Origin of the sequence: Pseudomonas sp. NFACC08-1 (assembly GCF_900106735.1) — a bacterium.
In the GTDB taxonomy this organism is placed as follows: Bacteria; Pseudomonadota; Gammaproteobacteria; order Pseudomonadales; family Pseudomonadaceae; genus Aquipseudomonas; species Aquipseudomonas fluorescens_Q.
Map to the genome: position 1 here is coordinate 193116 of NZ_FNNL01000012.1, position 17497 is coordinate 210612.

Annotated in this window: 13 protein-coding genes; 2 read left to right on the top strand and 11 right to left on the bottom strand. The window is 60.6% G+C overall.

Going from position 1 to position 17497, the window contains the following annotated elements:
- Positions 1–10: 10 nt before the first annotated feature.
- From BLU76_RS32400 to BLU76_RS23040, 8 genes are all read right to left on the bottom strand, one after another.
- Positions 11–613 carry a transposase gene (locus BLU76_RS32400; RefSeq protein ID WP_072347174.1) on the bottom strand — a complete coding sequence of 201 codons (603 nt, stop codon included), beginning with the start codon at positions 611–613 and terminating at the stop codon, positions 11–13.
- A 460-nt stretch (positions 614–1073) separates the two neighbouring features.
- Entirely contained in the window at positions 1074–1871 is a 798-nt protein-coding gene (locus tag BLU76_RS23005) for a transglutaminase family protein (protein WP_092143684.1), read from the bottom strand.
- Entirely contained in the window at positions 1868–2818 is a 951-nt protein-coding gene (locus BLU76_RS23010; protein WP_003201699.1) for an alpha-E domain-containing protein, read from the bottom strand. Before BLU76_RS23010 ends, BLU76_RS23005 begins: the two co-directional genes overlap by 4 nt.
- A gap of 3 nt (positions 2819–2821) precedes the next feature.
- Positions 2822–4231, bottom strand: a complete 1410-nt coding sequence (locus BLU76_RS23015) for a circularly permuted type 2 ATP-grasp protein (protein ID WP_003201697.1) — start codon at positions 4229–4231, stop codon at positions 2822–2824.
- Positions 4232–5045: 814 nt separating this feature from the next.
- Complete coding sequence (locus BLU76_RS31985) at positions 5046–5171, bottom strand: hypothetical protein (protein WP_256572213.1); 126 nt, start codon at positions 5169–5171, stop codon at positions 5046–5048.
- Between the two features lie 219 nt (positions 5172–5390).
- The gene (locus BLU76_RS23030) at positions 5391–6683 is read right to left on the bottom strand and encodes an MFS transporter (RefSeq protein WP_092224615.1); all 1293 of its coding nucleotides are present in this window, start codon (positions 6681–6683) and stop codon (positions 5391–5393) included.
- The gene (locus BLU76_RS23035) at positions 6680–7720 is read right to left on the bottom strand and encodes a methyltransferase (RefSeq protein WP_092224633.1); all 1041 of its coding nucleotides are present in this window, start codon (positions 7718–7720) and stop codon (positions 6680–6682) included. Before BLU76_RS23035 ends, BLU76_RS23030 begins: the two co-directional genes overlap by 4 nt.
- 10 nt (positions 7721–7730) lie before the next feature.
- Positions 7731–9722 carry a TonB-dependent receptor gene (locus tag BLU76_RS23040; protein WP_092224617.1) on the bottom strand — a complete coding sequence of 664 codons (1992 nt, stop codon included), beginning with the start codon at positions 9720–9722 and terminating at the stop codon, positions 7731–7733.
- A 158-nt stretch (positions 9723–9880) separates the two neighbouring features.
- Here BLU76_RS23040 and BLU76_RS23045 point away from each other — a divergent pair, with 158 nt between their 5' ends.
- Positions 9881–10849: a helix-turn-helix domain-containing protein gene (locus BLU76_RS23045; RefSeq protein ID WP_092224619.1), complete on the top strand. Its 969-nt coding sequence runs from the start codon at positions 9881–9883 to the stop codon at positions 10847–10849.
- Between the two features lie 133 nt (positions 10850–10982).
- On the opposite strand, the gene BLU76_RS23050 is transcribed toward BLU76_RS23045, so the two are convergent.
- The 3 genes from BLU76_RS23050 to BLU76_RS23060 all read right to left on the bottom strand — a co-directional run bounded on the left by BLU76_RS23050 (position 10983) and on the right by BLU76_RS23060 (position 15326).
- Complete coding sequence (locus BLU76_RS23050) at positions 10983–13109, bottom strand: TonB-dependent siderophore receptor (RefSeq protein WP_092224621.1); 2127 nt, start codon at positions 13107–13109, stop codon at positions 10983–10985.
- Between the two features lie 169 nt (positions 13110–13278).
- A complete protein-coding gene (locus tag BLU76_RS23055) occupies positions 13279–15048 on the bottom strand; it encodes a sodium:solute symporter family protein (protein WP_092224623.1) in 1770 nt (589 codons plus the stop codon).
- Between the two features lie 11 nt (positions 15049–15059).
- Positions 15060–15326 (bottom strand): DUF4212 domain-containing protein, encoded by a 267-nt coding sequence (locus BLU76_RS23060; protein ID WP_014338067.1) that lies wholly within the window; start codon positions 15324–15326, stop codon positions 15060–15062.
- 248 nt (positions 15327–15574) lie between these two features.
- Here BLU76_RS23060 and BLU76_RS23065 point away from each other — a divergent pair, with 248 nt between their 5' ends.
- Complete coding sequence (locus tag BLU76_RS23065) at positions 15575–17371, top strand: methyl-accepting chemotaxis protein (protein ID WP_092224625.1); 1797 nt, start codon at positions 15575–15577, stop codon at positions 17369–17371.
- The last annotated feature ends 126 nt before the right edge of the window (positions 17372–17497 follow it).

Genomic DNA, 17497 nt, shown 5'->3' on the forward strand with positions numbered 1-17497 from the left:
AAAGTACGGCTCAATTGCTTGCGGTCGATGTCGTGGCGTGCCGGGCCAGCCAGGTGTGCAAAAGCGCGAAATTCAAGGAGAACTCCGGCATTTGCAGCAAGGCGCCACAGAACACTTCACCGATGATTTTCTGGATGAGCCGCACTGCCCGCGCGTCGCCCAGCAGTGTGGCGAGGTCTTTGCTCAGGACGTTGAAGCTCCAGACCTTCTGGTTCAGGTCCAGGCCGACGAACCAGCGAAACAGCAGGTTGTAGTTGAGTTGCTCGTAGAGTTGCTGCTCGCTGGGCACCGAATAGAGCAGTTGTAGCAGGAGGATATGCATGGCGGTTTGCGGTGCGATCAGCATCTGGGCGCTGGCATTCAGCCCCTGCAACACATCGCGATGGTCATCCAGCAGGTCGTCGATCTGCGGGCGTAGCAAAACCAGTGAATGGCCCTGCGGAATGTAGCTGGACACTTCCTTGAGCGCGCCCTGCCAGTCATCCTGGGAAACAATCCAGACCCACGGCGCGCCGTAGCGATACACCGAGACCGGCTGCTTGCGCGCCGCCTCGACGATCTTCGACAGCCGCTGGTCAAGCTCCTGCATGCCCACTTTCGAATAACGTTCCATAGTCCCCATCGCCTCACTCCCGGCTTCGCGCCCCGGCTCCAAAACGACCTGAAAGGTCCCCTTGAACACGTCACACAGGCATGACGGGAATGGCGATGTGCTACCGAACTTTTGTCATGAAAGCTTCATTTTGGAGGGCAAGCAGGGGGTGGGATCTTGTGGGAGTGTTCAACCAAGTGATGGGCGACACCGAACCCTGTGGTGAGGGAGCTTGCTCCCGTGGGGCGCGAAGCGGCCCCGGACCTGCCGACTCGGTGTGTCAGGAAAATACCTTGGGGGCCGCTGCGCAGCCCAGCGGGAGCAAGCTCCCTCGCCACGGGGCAATGAGTACCGGCCCTATCGCGACCAGGTCGCTCCCACAACAGGTTCTCGGGTGTTCACGACAATGACGTCCACCGTCAACCTCCTGTGAGAGCGAGCCTGTTCGCGATGAGGCGATGAGGCCGCCAGGCTCCGCGGGCTATTGGTGCTGCACCTGCACCATCGAACTCACCTGCACCCGCGCCTGCATCTGTTCCGCCCCGCCCCCCCGGCGCATGCCGCGTACCGGGCAGGCGTCGAGGTAGTCCAGGCCGACTGCCAGTTTCAGATGGCGGTCTGGAAGGGTCAGGCGGTTGGTCACGTCGAAGCTGTACCAACCATCATCCAGCCAGGCCTCCGCCCAGGCGTGGCTCGCCAGGTGGCTTTCATCCTCGGTGCACAAATAGCCGGAAACATAGCGCGCAGGAATGCCCAGGCTGCGAGCGCAGGCCAGGAACGCGTGGGTATGGTCCTGGCAAACCCCCGTCCCACCGGCAAACGCCTCGGCGGCTGTGCTGTTGACCGCGGTCGTGCCAGGGCTGTAGGGCATCCGCGCCGCCAAACCGTTCATCAGATCGGTCAAGGCCGTACGATCACGCCGGCCGGCGCATTGCTCGACGGCGAAGGCGCTGAGGGTCTCATCCGCCTGGGTCAGGCGACTGGTGCGCAGGAAAGGTAGCGGCGACTGGTTATCCGGTTCCATCGCGATGGACTGATGGATTTCCACCTCGCCATAAGCTGTCAGGATCAAGGCACCGTGGGGCTCGTCCATGGTCATCACATGCAGGATGTTGCCATAGGGATCAAGCTGGCTGCGGACCAGTCGCGGCAGTTCCAGGTGCCATTGCAGGATACGCTGGCGCTGAGTGTCCCGGGGCGTCAGGCGCAGGAACTGGATGCTGGTGCAGACTTCATCGGCGTAGCTGTAGGTCGTGTCGTGGCGTATGGACAGTTTCATACGACCTCCAGGTAAGACTCATGGACGGTCTGGCCCAAGTGGCGGATCTGCCCGATCAAGTCGGTCAGCCATTGATGCAGGCCCGACGCCAGGATCTCATCGATCCCCGAATAACGCAGGCGTGCATTCAGTTCGGCGGCCAGGCGTTGCGCTGGCCGGCCGTTGTTGCCCGGCAGGCTGGCGAGAATGTGGTCCAGTTCCTCGATGCAGGCATGCAGCGAGCGCGGGACGTCAGCGCGCAGCAGCAACATCTCGGAAACCTGCTCGGCATTGGGCGCATTGCGGTAGATCTCGTTGAACGCCTCGAACGAAGACAACGCGCGCAACAAGGCACTCCACTGGTAGTAACCACGGGCCGAGTTGTCGCTGACCTCCTCCGATTCCTCGCCGAACATCTCATAGCGGGCGTCCAGCAACCGCAGCGTGTTGTCGGCCCGTTCGATAAAGGTCCCCAGGCGAATGAAGCAGTAGGCATCGTTGCGCATGATGGTGCCCGACGTCGCGCCACGAAACAGGTGCGAACGCTCCTTGACCCACTCGCAGAAATGGCTGATGCCGTAGCGCCCCAGGCCGTTGCTGGCGATGTTGCGCATTTCCAGCCAGGTGGCGTTGATGTTCTCCCACATGTCGGCGGTGATGCGCCCGCGCACGGCATGGGCATTGGTCCGCGCAGCTCGCAGGCAGCTGTAGATACTGCCGGGGTTGGTTTCGTCCAAGGCGAAGAAATGCAGCATGCGCTCGGTGTTGAGCGCGTCATAACGGGCGTTGTAGTCGTCCAGCGTACCGGCCGCCAGCAGCGACATCGCCAGTTCCGCATGGCCATCGCTGCGCCCGGCCTGGGGCATCAGCGACAGCGAATAGCTGACTTCGAGCATGCGCGCCAGGTTCTCGGCGCGCTCCAGGTAGCGGGACATCCAATAGAGGTCCGAAGCAGTTCTTGAAAGCATGTCTTAGTCCTCCACTACCCAAGTGTCTTTGGTGCCGCCGCCCTGGGACGAGTTCACCACCAGCGAGCCTTCGCGCAGCGCCACGCGGGTCAGCCCGCCAGGCACCAGGCGCGTTTCCTTGCCCGACAGCACGAACGGACGCAGGTCGATGTGGCGCGGTGCGATGCCGCTCTCGACGAAGGTTGGACAGGTGGACAGACTCAAGGTGGGCTGGGCGATGTAGGCTTCAGGCCGAGCCTTGAGGCGCGCGCGGAAATCTTCGATCTCCGCCGCGCTGGCGGCCGGCCCGACCAGCATGCCGTAGCCGCCGGAGCCCTGGGTTTCCTTGACTACCAGATCCGGCAGGTTGGCCAGCACATGGGACAGGTCCTGGGGCTTGCGACACTGCCAGGTGGGCACATTCTTCAGGATCGGTTCTTCAGTGAGGTAGAAGCGGATCATTTCGTCGACGTAGGGGTAGATCGACTTGTCGTCGGCCACGCCGGTGCCGACCGCGTTCGCCAGCACCACATTGCCCGCGCGGTACACGGCGATCAGCCCGGGCACGCCCAACATCGAATCGGGGTTGAACGACAGCGGGTCGAGGTAGGCATCGTCAAGGCGACGATAAATCACGTCCACCTGTCGTGGGCCGGCGGTGGTGCGCATGTACACATGGTCGTCACGCACGAACAGGTCTGCGCCCTCCACCAGTTCCACGCCCATTTCACGGGCCAGGAACGCGTGCTCGAAATAGGCACTGTTGAAGCGCCCCGGGGTCAGCACCACGGCGGTGGGGTTCTCGAGGGGGCTTGAGCTCTTGAGGGTGTCGAGCAGCAGGTTCGGGTAATGATCGATGGGGGCCACGCGCTGGGCGGCGAAGAGCTCGGGGAACAGGCGCATCATCATCTTGCGGTCTTCGAGCATGTAGCTCACACCGCTGGGCGTGCGCAGGTTGTCTTCCAGCACGTAATAGCTGCCGTCACCATCGCGAACCAGGTCGACACCGGCGATATGGGCGTAGATGCCCCGGTGCAGGTTCAGGCCCTGCATCGCGATCTGGTAGCCCTCGTTGGCGAGCACCTGCTCGGGCGGGATGATGCCTTCCTTGAGGATGTGCTGCCCATGGTAGATGTCGGCCAGGAACATGTTCAGGGCCTGGACCCGCTGAATGCAGCCACGCTCGACCATCTGCCATTCGCTGGCCTTGATGCTGCGGGGAATGATATCGAAGGGGATCAGGCGCTCGGTGCCCTGCTCGTCCCCATAGAGGGTGAAGGTGATACCGGCTCGATGGAACAGCAGGTCGGCTTCGCGGCGGCGTTGTTCAAGCAGTTCAAGCGGGGTGTCCGCCAGCCAGCGCGAGAAGGCTTGGTAATGCGGGCGGCAGTCACCCTTTGCGTCGTACATTTCATTAAAAAAAGCGTGGGGCATAGCCAACTCCCAGCCGCGTTCTACACGGCATTTCTTATCACTTCGTCATTCCAATGGTCTGGCCTTGCTTTGTTTTAATGAACCCTGTTTCTCCGTGATACCTCGATAGCAGTGGTCTCTGATCTGGCCTTTGCGTCTGGATGACGTGCGCCCCCTGATTAAATCTGCGTGGTCACTCCTGTACTGAATCCAACGGTTCGGTGGGTTTCGCTGTTGAGGTCTAGCAAAGGCTGTGCCTAAGCGCGATGCATCAAGACTGCGCTGGAAAAACCGTTACGAAGTTGTTTGAAAGCGAAATTTGTTTTCATTTATACGACAAAACGCCCCAGGAAGGCTGAAACGTTTATTTCAGCCTTCTCCAGCGAACCCTGGAACGGGTCGAATAGGTGCAAAAAGCTAGGTGTCAGGGATTCAATGCCCTGAAAAGGGGAAATTTATACTCACTGCTCGATGCCTGAGCGGGGGGCCGCGCAAAGCAACCTCCTAGACAACGCTTGGATCGAGCTCACCGGTCCAGGCCAGCAAAGCTGTCAACAAGAAAAAACTGCCGCAGGCTGTCTCCACTTTCTGCTCCCCAGCGGACGAGGTCCGGTAGCAGTGACCGAGGAAACAGCCGTCTCGAAAATCGTCACTGCGAATAAATTGCCGCCAGTTGTGCACCGGCGTACTGCGTTGCCAGTACTGACACGCTAGCATGGCGTCCTGGCTGTAAGGCACACCGTACAACCTGGCACCGACACTCAGGCCAAGCATCGCCCCGGCCTGGCCCCGGGACCAGTCGCCCGGCCTATCGTCGGCACGCCAACTTCCGTTTTCATGGCGAGCCTGACTGCTGCACGGCCTGTTCCGCCAACTCATCGGCCAAGACGTCATCCAGCAAGCAACGGCCCAGCCCTGCGCCGTAATGAAAGATCAGACTGCGATGGTGCGTGGCACTCAAGGCCCGCTCTGGAACAGACCGAACAACGGCGGTCCCACGGCGAACCCGCCCAAAAAACCCACCGACAACAGTCCAGCCGCCGAGGCGACCAGTCGGGATTATTGGCCGGGGGCTGCAAGCAGGCCTGCAGATACTCGACGACAAATGCCACATCCTCGATCAGAGGCTGCGTCTGGGTAATCAAACAGATACCTAAGGTTGCCTTCATGGACTCCATTCCTATTGGGTCGAACTTATGTGAGGGGAGCATTTGTCGCTGGCTCGGGCAGTCTGGCCAACAGGGCCACCGGCGTGTGTCGTGGCCTGGGCAATCGAGCTTCGCGCAGCCATCGCCAGGACACACACGCCAAGCATCGCCAGGCACAGTCCGGCAAGCATTGCCGCCGGGCCACTGCGGTCGAGCACCGCTCCGGCGCCAATCGGCACGAGGAGACGGGTAAGTACAAACAGGCTGGCCTGGAGACCGTAGTCGTGGGCCTGCTGGAGGCGTCGGGAGAAAAACATCATCAGGCCGAACATCAGGCTCGACACCGCCCCCATGGCCGTGGCCAATAGATAGGCCGCCGCCACCAGCCATGGGGTCGAGACCTGGAGCCAGACAGCGCTCGTCAATGCCAGCAGTGCTGACAAGGCACCGATCATGAACCACGGCGTCGCCCTTGCCGGACCCAGGTGTTGCACCACCCTTGCACCCAGTACGCTCGCCAGGACACCGACCACTCCACCGCCGACCCCGGCGATCCAGGCCACCTCTTGCACGGGCATTCCCTGGTCCAGCAACAGCGGCTTGAGATAAAGCCACGCGGCGCCCAGGAACGGAAAACCGCTGAGCAACAACCCGATCCAGAGATGTGCGCCGGGCTGCCGGAAAAAACCCGACCAATCGACCGACGACCGCCGGGGTGCTTGAAGACCATCGTCCTTGACCTCTCCCTCATGCAATAACCCGAGGAAGACCAGCGCCACCAACAGCCCGGCGGCCATCAACAGAAACGGCGCCTGCCAGCCCCAGCGCGCCTGCACCAGCAACATGACGCCGGCGCCCACGATGGCGGCGAGAAACAGCGCGGCCGAACGGATCCCCCCGGCGCGCGATCGTTGCGTCTGCGGCAATAACTTGATGGCCAGGGCATTGACCGGGATATCGGCCCAGGTCGCCAGCACACCGGCGACGAAAGCCAGGCCGAAGAGAAACAGGCGATTGGCGGTAATCGCCTGCTGGCTAACCAGCACCAGCAGCAGCGCCAACAACAGGCACAGCACCAATGCCCAAAGTCGATAGTGTCCTTGGACTGACCGATAACGCTGTACGGGCAATGCCAACAGGAACTTGAACACCGCTGGCAGCCCCGTCAGCTGGAACAACCCGATGTCGGTACCCGACCAGCCGTGCTCGCGCATGACCAGCGGAAGCCCCAGCAGCAGGTAGATGCCGGGAACCGCGAGGACGAAGTGGAGCCAGCCGAACAGCCATTGGAGTCGCCACATACGGGCGTTGTTTGCGCCGTTCATGAACCGCTCCGACGCGCCACTTGTACTGCTACCGGCGCGACCGCAAAGGCCACCTCGGGGTAATGGTCAATATTGACGAACCCGGCGCGGGTCAATGCCTCGGACAGGCCGCCAGAATGGGTGATCTGACGACCGAGCATCTGCATCGACAGGTAATAAGGCATGACCCGCCGAGCCAGATCGGGGTCGGGCGGGACCTCGGCATGAGCGCTGACCAGCACGCCGCCGGGACGCAACGCGGCATGGATTTTCTCCAGGCTCGCCGCCAGGTCAGGGACAAAGTGCAACACCGAGGAACACCAGATCAGGTCATACCCTTCACCAATACAATCGCTCGCCAGATCCCCACCACGTACTGCCAGACGCTGTTGGAGGCCAGCCTTGCTGATATTTTCCGCCGCCACGCTGACAGTCTGGGGGAAGTCGAAGACCTCGCCGCTCAGCAGCGGGTTCTCCCGGGCCAGGGCAATTGCCACCAATCCTGGCCCGCCCCCCAGGTCCAGGAATCGGCGGGCATGGGCGAACTCGGGGATTCCTGCCATCAAGCGCAACGCCACCTCCACCGTGACGGCCCGTTGCTCCTGGGCCAGTTGCAGACGTGCCGCGGCCGTCCAGTTCTCGATGGTGGTCGCCACGTTCGGTGCCTGCCCACTGGGCTGGCCCGCCCGTACTTGATCGCCCAACTGTCCACCAAAATGGCGAAGCCCGCGCAGGCGGAACGTCCACGCATCGCCGCAATAGTCCGGCGCCTCGGCGCGCAAATAGTCATGGGCCACCGCGGCGTTGTGGTAGCGCGGCGGTTGTTGTTGGTCACGCACCAGCAACTCCATATTCCACAACGCGTCCAACCAGTAACCGGTGTTCACGGGGTCAAGTTGCAGCTGTCGGGCAATGGCCTGCGCCGTGACGGGTACTTGCAGCAGGTTGAACAACTTCCATTCCAGGGCAATGCGCAGGACATCGGCACGCACGCCGGCCAAGGTCAGGTCCCAGTAAGGTTGCAGGGGGTGGGGTGTTGCCAGGTCGATTCCGTTCATCATTCGCAGCTCACAGTTCATAACTCACACGCAGGCCGATTTCTCTCGGCGGGCTGTAGACTCGGGCGGTGCCGCTCAGGTAGCCGACAGCGTCGTAACGCTTGTCAGCGGCGTTCTTCAGATAGGCACTGATTCCGTAGCGGCCAACGTCATAACCGGCAGTGAGGTTGATCAGTCCGTAGCCTCCACGGCTGTACCGGTTCGCTGAGTCCAGGTAGGTCTTGCCGACCCCATCCAGGCCGGCCTGGGCCCACCAACCGGCGGAGGCGTCGTAGCGCAGGCTCAAATGGCCGGTGAAGTCGGGGGCATAGGGATTGCGATTGCCCTGGTAATCGCTGTTGCCTTCACTGAAGCGCTCGAAACGGGTCCGGTTCAGGCCCACGGAACCGACCAGCGTCCAGTGGTCGGCCAGCAGGTATTCGGCTTCCAGCTCCAGCCCCGTGGAGCGGGCCGACGCCGCGTTGGTGATATACACCAGGCCCGGCTGGATCAACTGCTGCACCTGCATGTCACGCACGTCCATCCAATACAGGGCGGCCGAATAACGCAGGCGCTGGTCGTCCAGCCAGCCTTTGGCGCCGACTTCATACGTCTTGGCCTTTTCCGGGTCATAGCCCGGGTAATCGGCGGCACTGGCGAAGGCGTTGAAACCTCCGGCGCGGAAACCTTCGGCATAGCTGGCGTACAGGTAGGCATCCGGTTGCCACTCGTACTGCAACGACACCTTCGGGGTAAAGCGTTGCCACTGCTGGCTCTGACGACTGCCGCCTTGGGGATCGATGTGCACCTTGTCCTGTTCGGTACGGGCGCCGAGGGTCAGGGTCCAGCGTTCGGCCAGGGGCATCAGCCATTGACCGAACAGGGCCGTGGTATTACCCCCCAATTGCACATCCGTGCGGGACAGGCCGACGGGCAGTTTCTGTTCGTAGGAAAGGTCATGGTCGTCGCGATCGGCATAGACGCCGAGCAGCCACTGGCTCTGGCGCCATTGGCCTTCCAGGCGAAATTCCTGGGACATGGTGTTGAAGTGGTAATCGCGACCGACATGAAACAGGTCGGCAGGCTGGAAATCGGTGTCTTGGCGCACCCGGTCATAGAAGTCATTGCGGGCTGTGATCGAACGCAGCTTCAAACCGGAGTCGAACTCATGCAGCACGTCCACGGACAGGCTGCGACCGCTGGAATGGTTCCAACTCGAGGTGCCGGAGCGCACCTGGCGCGGGGATGAGTCGGCCGCCCCCCACTGGGACCCACCGTCGCGATAATCCTGGCGGCTGTAGCGCAGGTTGACGTCAGTGGCCAGCGTGGGCGTCCAGCGCAATACCATGCGAGCACTGTGACGTTCACGATCATCGGCCTGCCCGCCGCGCCAATCGTTGTCAATGTAACCGTCCTGCTCCCGCCACTGCCCGGAAACCCCGGCGAACAGCGTCTGCGGGACCAGCGCGGTACTGGCATCAACGCCCAGGGTCCGGCTATCGCGACTGCCGCCACCGGCTTCGACCCGGGCGTATGGCTGGGCATCGGGCTGGCGAGTGTGGATGCTCAGCACGCCGGCTTCAGCGTTGCGGCCATACAGGGTCGACTGCGGCCCACGCAGAATCTCGATACGTTCCACGCCCAGCAAATCATGATCGAAGCCCTGCCCCATCAAGGTCGGCACGCCATCGACCAGCATCAGCATCGAGGAGGAAAACGCCGTCGGGCTGGCGGTCAGGCCGCGCACCACCGGCAGGTTGGTGCCCGACTGGCCAAATGGCTGGAAGGTAAAGCCGGGTGTGGCTCGCGCCAGGTCTTGCAGGTCATGGATAGCGCCATTGCGCAGGTCCTCACCCGTCAACACCGACAGACTGGCGGGAACCGCTTCTTGCGGCTGTTCGATCTTGTTCGCCGTCACCGTGATCGGCGCCAATTCAGTCTGGGCCGCCACATTCACGGCCACACCCAAGCAACAACCGACGCACCAAACGCAACCACGAGCTTTCAATACAGGCTTGACCATCGCACTCCCCCATCAATGAATCAGCGACTGCCTCGTTCTGGCGATAGCAGTTGAGATACAAACATGGTATTGATTAATGCGAATAGTTATCATGTAGTTCATATGGAATCTGGATCAATCCATATGCAAGCCAGAGTCAACCAGGAGGACCCTATAAAGTGGCGGCCCTACAGAAGATTTCCCAGTCCTATCGAGTAGCGCCAACACATTCGCGGCTGATCAGCAGTGATGCCTGTGGCTGGACACGCCAGCAACTGCCGGGGGAACTGGGCGAGTGCTACTCAGAGCGCTATTTGGTCGACAATGACCTGATGGTGGTTCGTTCGCGCTATCGCCCCACGCGTCATTTGATCGAGGAAACCGTCAGCCCTCACAATCGCCACATGCTGGTCATCACATTTGGCATGCAAGGCGACTCCGGCTACAAGGGCGCCGACGGTTCGGCGGTATCATTCCGTGCCGGCTATACCACCATCACCTCGTTTCAATTGAGCCTGGGCGAACGTTGCTACGAGGCCGGGACGACGGTGTCCCAGCTCCGGCTGCTGATCGGTGAAAGCATGCTCAACCGATACATCGGCGAGCAGCGCACCCGCCAGTTACTGGGCAACGGCAATGTGCGCCAATTGGCCTTCCAAAAGACTTCGGCCACCAGCGCCAGCCACGCCACCGCCCTGGCGCGCTATCTCAACCAGGGCGCGACCGGCGCGCTGGACATGCACATCCACACCCTCAGTCTGCTGTCCGAACAACTGAAACTGATAAGCCCGTCCACCCCCTGCATCCAGAATCCGCAATTCAGCGCCAGCGACATCGAAAAACTCGACCGGGCACGGGACATCATGATCGAACAAATGGACCAGCCGTTGACCATTCCCTACCTGTGTGCAGCCGTCGGGCTCAATGAATTCAAGCTCAAGGAAGGCCTGCATCACCGCTTCAATTCCACGCCCCATCGCATGCTGCATGAGATGCGCATGCGCAAGGCCTATACCCTGCTGGAAAGCGGATGCCAGGTTGCGCAGGCGGCCTATCAGGTCGGCTACAAGTTTCCGAATAATTTCAGTGCGGCATTTACCCGGTTCTTCGGCAAATCGCCCAAGACGGTATTCGGCAAGCGTCGCTGACATTGCGCGGGCGCCTGGGTGATTCCGGGCGTCAAACCTGATCTGCCGTCTTGGAGTCTCCCAGGCTCAAGGCCTGAATCGACGGAAAAAAAATGCCCGGATCCAAGGTCCGGGCATTTTTTATTGAGCGCGATCAGAACGTCACGCTGGCACTCAGCCGTGCGGTACGCGGCTCCCCTACCGCGACCTGCAACTCGCTGCCGGTGGAGGACGGATAGTATTGCTTGTCGAACAGGTTATCCACATTCAACTGCAGCGAGGTCTTGTGGCCCAAGACCGGCGACTCCCAGCGCAGGAAGGCGTCAGCCACCGTGTAGCTGCTGAGCCAGAAACTGTTGTCGTTGTTGGCGGCCCGTTCGCCAACGTACCGCGCTCCGCCCCCGGCGTGCCAGGCACCGAACTCGGCGGGAACGTTGAGGTGATGGGTCAGGTACAGGCTGGCGGTGTGTTTAGGCGCGTCGGCGAGACGATGGCCTTCGTTTTTCGGATCGTCGAGGATCTCCGTGTGGGTGTAGGCGTAGGTGCCGATCAGGTCCCAGCGCTCGGAAAGGCGCCCGGTGATGTCGAGTTCCAGGCCTTGGGAGCCGACTTTTCCGGCGGCTTCTGCGATGTTTTTTTCGCCGACCAATCTATTGGTCACGACGTTCGTTTTTTCGATGTCGAACAACGCAAGATTGATGTTCAATCCTGGCAACGGATCATATTTGGCCCCGATCTCGTAGCTGCGCCCTTCCTCTGGGTCGAAGGTACTGCCGTTATCGTCCACCGTGTCGTTCGGCTTGAACGAGCGACTGTAGTTACCGTACAGCGACAGCTCCTCCGTGGCTTTATAGACCAGACCGAGGAACGGCACGAAGGCATCGCCGTTATCATCCCGGTTGAGCTTGTAAGCGCTACCCAAACCCTGGTCGCTGTACTGGTCGTAATGTTGATAGCGACCGCCGAACACAAGGATCCAGCGATCATCGAGATGCCAATTGTCCTTGAGATAAATGGAACTGGAGGTCAACTGGTTGCGCAGGTCGCTTTGGGGAGCATTGACAACACTGGGCTCGCTTAGACCGCCATAAACCGGTGCGTTGATGTCGAACCCCGGCCTTGCGGGGCCACGGTAGGTCTTGCCGCGAAATTGATCTGACACTTGGTTGTCGACGCCGACCAGCAAGTCATGACGCTGCCCGAAAAATTCCTGCTTGCCCAGGAAGTCCCAACTGGCATAACGAGTTTCGTCGTCGTAATGAGCACCATTGGCGGCTCGCTGAAAAACACCGGTTTTCGACAGACTCGGCTGCGCAATCGAAAGACTGTACCGATCATTGTTCCAGCCATAGGTCACGCGGGTTTTCCACGCCTCGCTCAGCTCGTACTCGAAACGCGCCGTCGCTGTCTCGCGAATGCCCACGCTTTTGGCCCAGGGCTCGTCCAGGCGCTTGTCATAATCGATGTCCGCCGGATGTCCATTGCGGAACACTGTGCCCCGGTCAAAGGGATTGGAATATTCGTTGTACTCATAGCTGAGATTCAACGAGGCCCGCTCCCCCGTCCAAGCCAGGGACGGCGCGACCAGCGTGCTCTCGTTGACCCCGTAGTTGCGCCAGTAATCCTCATGACCACGCTCGGCAATCAAGCGATAGGCCAGGCCGGTGTCTCCCAATGGCCCGGTGGTGTCCAAGGCCATGGTGCCGCCGCCTTCGCTGTAGGCCGAGCCACTCAGCGTGGTGCTTTGCGTGTATTCCGGTTTCTTGCTGATGACGTTGACCAGGCCGCCGGGCTCCAGCGCGCCGTACAACATCGAGGCCGGGCCCTTGAGCACTTCGACGCGGTCGGTGGTGGCGCTGAAGTTGTGGCCCAGGTTCGAACGCACGCCGTCGCGCAGGATCGAGCCGTCGTCGTTGGTGCCGAACCCGCGCTTGACCAGCGAATCCCTCGAGCCGCCGAGGGTATTGCCCTGGCTGACGCCGCTGACGAACTTCATCGCATCGGCCAGCGAGCGCACCTGATAGTCGGCCAGGGTCTGCTGGGTCACCACGTTGATCGATTGCGCCTCTTCCTTGATCGGTACATCGCTCTTGCTCGCCGTGCTGGCTTGCGACGTCGTATAGCCCTCGTCCTGAGTGACGCGACTGCCCTGGATGTCCGTGGCCGGCAGTTCGAGAGCTGCCTGCGCCCACACCGGGCTTGCGATGAAGCAGTAAGACAATGTCGGCAATACACACTTGATGAAGACGTTGCGATTAGCGAGAGGGGTGGAACGATTCAAGACGCGCACTCACAGAGGGTTGGAAATGAGAGGGAATATACTTTGAGAATGATTCCCAGTAAATCTTTCTAACATCTCCCCGCTTGACTCTGCGCACAAACGAGGGCGCCGGATGATGAGTCCGGCGCCCTCGTTTGTTTCCCTCTCCCAGTCTTGGGCTGATCAGTGGTCAGTGGTCGATGGCAGCACCGGCTCCTCTCGGTACGCGAATGTCTTCGACCAGGTGCTGGATGTGCTCCGGTGGCGGCGCGGTAAAGCGCGACACCACCACCGCGGCCAGGAAGTTGAAGACCATCCCCAACGTGCCGATGCCTTCCGGGGAAACACCCAGCCACCAATGTTCAGCCGTGTTCATCGTCGGGTTGATGAACTTGAAGTAGACGATGTAGGTGAATGTGAAGGTCAGCCCGACAATCATCCCGGCGATCGCGCCTTCGCGGTTCATGCGTTTGGAGAAGATCCCCATGACAATGACCGGAAAGAAGGAAGACGCCGCCAACCCGAAGGCGAACGCAACCACCTGGGCGACGAACGCGGGTGGATAGATGCCAAACAATCCGGCAATCAGCACCGCCACACCGGCGGCAATGCGTGCCGCGAGCAACTCCTGCTTCTCGTTGATCCTGGGCATGATGTTGCTCTTGAGCAAATCATGTGAGACAGACGTGGAGATCACCAGCAACAGCCCCGCAGCCGTGGAAAGCGCCGCCGCCAGGCCACCGGCAGCGATCAATGCGATCACCCAGCCCGGCAGGCCGGCAATTTCGGGGTTGGCCAACACCATGATGTCGTTATCGACGTAGAGTTCGTTGGCCACTGGCGAGAGCTGGTTCTTGAGCAATCGCTGCTCATGCGCCCCGCGCTCATCAGTAAAACTCGGCGCCCCGACCAGGGCCGCACCCGGGCTGTACTGGATGATGCCGTCGTTGTTCTTGTCCGCCCACGCAATCAGTCCGGAGTTTTCCCAGGCTTTGAACCAGGCTGGCGCGGTGGCATAACTGACGTTGGGAATGGAGGTCAGCAGATTGGTACGTGCGAAGGCCGCCACGGCCGGCGCGGTGGTGTAGAGAATGGCGATGAACAGCAATGCGTAGCCTGCTGACTTGCGGGCATCACGTACGGTCGGCGTGGTAAAGAAACGCACGATCACATGGGGCAGGCCCGCAGTACCGACCATCAGCGCCATGGTGATGAAGAACACGTCCATGGTCGACTTGGTGCCATCGGTATAGGCGCTGAAACCCAACTCGGCACCCAGACCGTTGAGCCGCTCGATCACGCTCTGCCCCGAACCGCCCACTTCGCTGATAAAGCCCAACTGCGGTATTGGGTTGCCGGTGATCATTATCGAGATGAAAATCGCCGGCACCATGTAGGCGAAAATCATCACGCAATACTGCGCCACCTGGGTGTAGGTGATGCCCTTCATGCCGCCCAACACCGAATAAAAGAATACGATGGCCATGCCGATCATGACACCGACGTTGATATCCACTTCCAGGTAACGGGAAAAGACGATCCCGACACCGCGCATCTGTCCCGCCACATAGGTGAAGGAAATGAAGATCACGCAGATCACTGCCACCACCCGCGCCGTCTGCGAGTAATAACGAGCCCCGACGAACTCGGGTACGGTGAACTTGCCAAATTTTCGCAGGTACGGCGCCAGGCACATCGCCAACAGCACGTAGCCCCCGGTCCAGCCCATCAGGTAGACGGAACCGTCATAACCGGCGAAGGCAATGATCCCGGCCATGGAGATGAACGAAGCCGCCGACATCCAGTCAGCACCGGTGGCCATGCCGTTGAGTACCGGATGCACGCCCTTGCTGGCGACGTAGTACTCGCTGGTGGAACCGGCACGCGTCCAGATTGCAATCGCGATGTACAACGCGAAGGAGGCGCCTACGACCAGATAAATCAGGGTTTTTGTGTCCATGTGCGCCGCCCTCAGTCTTCGTGGACGTCATATTTGCGATCGAGCTGATTCATCTTCCAGACATAGAAGAAAATCTCGAGCACAAAGACGTAGATGGAACCCTGCTGGGCAAACCAGAACCCCAAGGGTGTACCGAAGAAACTGATGGTGTTGAGTGCATCAACCAGCAAAATGCCGAAGCCGAACGACACCAGGAACCAGATAGCCAGCAAGACCAGCATCCAGCGTAGGTTTTCCGTCCAGTAGGCACGCGCAGCCTGTTGCTTTTCAGTGGACATGGAGGTGTCCTCCCGTGTTGTTTTTATTGTTTTGCACTTCAAACCGTAGCAGTCGTCAGGCAAGGCGCAGTACGACTTTCGTCTAATTCGCTCCAACAGGTATTGACATCTCTATCTTATCGTCATGCCAGGCTGAAGAGCAGTAGAGTCTCCAGGGTGATATCAAATAGCCCTATCCACCCCTAAAGCTTTGGCGCTCGCGGTCGAATGTATTCCATTGAGAGATTTTTTTGCCCAGGAGCAGCGGCATGCAGACGTTAAAGGCCTTGTACGAGTCTATCGAGATGCGGTTTTTCGATACCCTCACCAAAAAACTATCGAGCCTTTTCCTGTTGGTGCTGGTCAGTGGCTTGCTGTACTGGGTGGCCCTCAGCGCCCGCGCCGAGATCGTGCTGCAGTTGCGCAATGCGCAGTTGGACGGCGCCTTGCTTGGGCAGATCGAAGGTCGGCTTGACAGCCTCACCCATGCCCTGCTCTTCGGCGCGTTCCTGACGCTGTGCATGATCAGCTTCATGGTCTGGTATTTCCGTCACCTCATCGTGCGCCCCGTCACCGCCATGACCAAGGCCCTGGAAGAGATCGCCAACGGCGAAGGTGACCTGTCCAAGGACCTGCCGCTGGTGACTCACGACGAAATCCGCGTGCTGGCCGGCACTTGCAACCGTTTCCTGGCCAAGCAGCGGGAGATCATCAGCAACGTCCAGGCACTGACCGTGCACATCGCCGTCGAATCGGCCCGCTCGTTGAAGAACATCAGCGACTCCAGCGACAGTGCCACCCACCAGGCTCGCTTCGCCAAGGAAGTCATGGACCAGAGCAACACCGCCGTGGGCCGTATCGAAGAAGTCTCGCGCCAAACCCAGGGCATTTCCAGCACCACCGCCCAGAACCTGAGCATGGCCCGCGACTCCTACGCCGAGCTGCTGGAAGTGACCGGCAACATCAGCGAAATCTCCAGCAGCCTCGGTGAATTTGCCACGCTGGTGAGCGCCTTGAACCAGCGTTCCTCAAGCATCAAGTCGATTGTCGGGTTGATCCAGCAGATCTCTGCCCAGACCAACCTGTTGGCCCTCAATGCCGCCATCGAAGCCGCCCGGGCCGGCGAAAGCGGTCGGGGCTTCGCGGTGGTCGCCGATGAAGTGCGGACCCTGGCACAAAACGTCAGCCGGGCCACCGATGACATCTCACGCAACATCGACGCCATGCTCGAGGAAGTCAGCTCCACCCACGAACAGACCACCCAGATCAGCCATAGCGCCCGGGAAACCCAGAAAGTGGTGGAGCGCGCCTCCGGCCATTTTGAGAGCATGATCGGCGATTTCGAATCCACCAACGGCAAGCTGGCGGACATCGCGACCCATATCCAGCAGTTCGCCGACAGCAACACGGGGATCAACGACCGAGTCACTCAGATCCACGCCGACAGCCAGTTGATCGACCAGCGCATGCAGCATTCGGCAACGGCCACCCGCGACCTGTCCGGCGTGGCCGAAAAGGTCCAGGCCCTGCTGGGTCGCTTCGTGCTCGGCCACGGCAAGCTGGACGCCGCCATCACCCGCGCCAGCGAGTGCCGCGACACGCTCCAGGTTCGCCTGGAGGCGCTGCAAGGTGAAGGCCTGAACCTGTTCGATCAGAATTACCAACCGATTCCCGGCACCGACCCCAAGCAGTACATGACCAGCTACACCGAACGTTTTGCCCAGATCTGCCAGGAGGAATGCGACAAACTCACCCGCAGCACGCCGGGTGGCAAGGTTTCGTTCATTGTCGACAGCAAGGGCTACTGCCCGGTGAATAACAGCTGGGTCTCCAAGCCGCCAACCGGCGACCGGGCGGTGGATTTGCCGGTGTGCCGCAACAAGCGAATATTCAACGACCCGATCGGCCTGCGTGCGGCGGGCAACGTCCAGCGTTTCCTGCTGCAGACCTACCTGCGCGATACCGGGGAAATCATGACCGAGATCGACGTACCGTTCTTCTTCGGCGGCCGTCATTGGGGCAATTTGCGGGTGGGCTTCGATGCGGCGGTGTTGTTGGCGGAGTGATCAACAGCGCAATCAAGCCAGACAACTAACCATATCCCCGGACCAAACACTACCCTGTGGCGAGGGAGCTTGCTCCCGCTCGGCTGCGCAGCAGTCGCAAAACCGGCTGATACGGTCGGCCTGAAG

What these genes read in the sequence shown, in the direction of transcription:
- BLU76_RS23035 (WP_092224633.1), bottom strand. Translation starts at nt 7,720, where the DNA reads ATGAACGGAATCGACCTGGCAACACCCCACCCCCTGCAACCTTACTGG.
- BLU76_RS23010 (WP_003201699.1), bottom strand. Translation starts at nt 2,818, where the DNA reads ATGCTTTCAAGAACTGCTTCGGACCTCTATTGGATGTCCCGCTACCTG.
- BLU76_RS32400 (WP_072347174.1), bottom strand. Translation starts at nt 613, where the DNA reads ATGGAACGTTATTCGAAAGTGGGCATGCAGGAGCTTGACCAGCGGCTG.
- BLU76_RS23040 (WP_092224617.1), bottom strand. Translation starts at nt 9,722, where the DNA reads ATGGTCAAGCCTGTATTGAAAGCTCGTGGTTGCGTTTGGTGCGTCGGT.
- BLU76_RS23005 (WP_092143684.1), bottom strand. Translation starts at nt 1,871, where the DNA reads ATGAAACTGTCCATACGCCACGACACGACCTACAGCTACGCCGATGAA.
- BLU76_RS23060 (WP_014338067.1), bottom strand. Translation starts at nt 15,326, where the DNA reads ATGTCCACTGAAAAGCAACAGGCTGCGCGTGCCTACTGGACGGAAAAC.
- BLU76_RS23030 (WP_092224615.1), bottom strand. Translation starts at nt 6,683, where the DNA reads ATGAACGGCGCAAACAACGCCCGTATGTGGCGACTCCAATGGCTGTTC.
- BLU76_RS23015 (WP_003201697.1), bottom strand. Translation starts at nt 4,231, where the DNA reads ATGCCCCACGCTTTTTTTAATGAAATGTACGACGCAAAGGGTGACTGC.
- BLU76_RS23065 (WP_092224625.1), top strand. Translation starts at nt 15,575, where the DNA reads ATGCAGACGTTAAAGGCCTTGTACGAGTCTATCGAGATGCGGTTTTTC.
- BLU76_RS23055 (WP_092224623.1), bottom strand. Translation starts at nt 15,048, where the DNA reads ATGGACACAAAAACCCTGATTTATCTGGTCGTAGGCGCCTCCTTCGCG.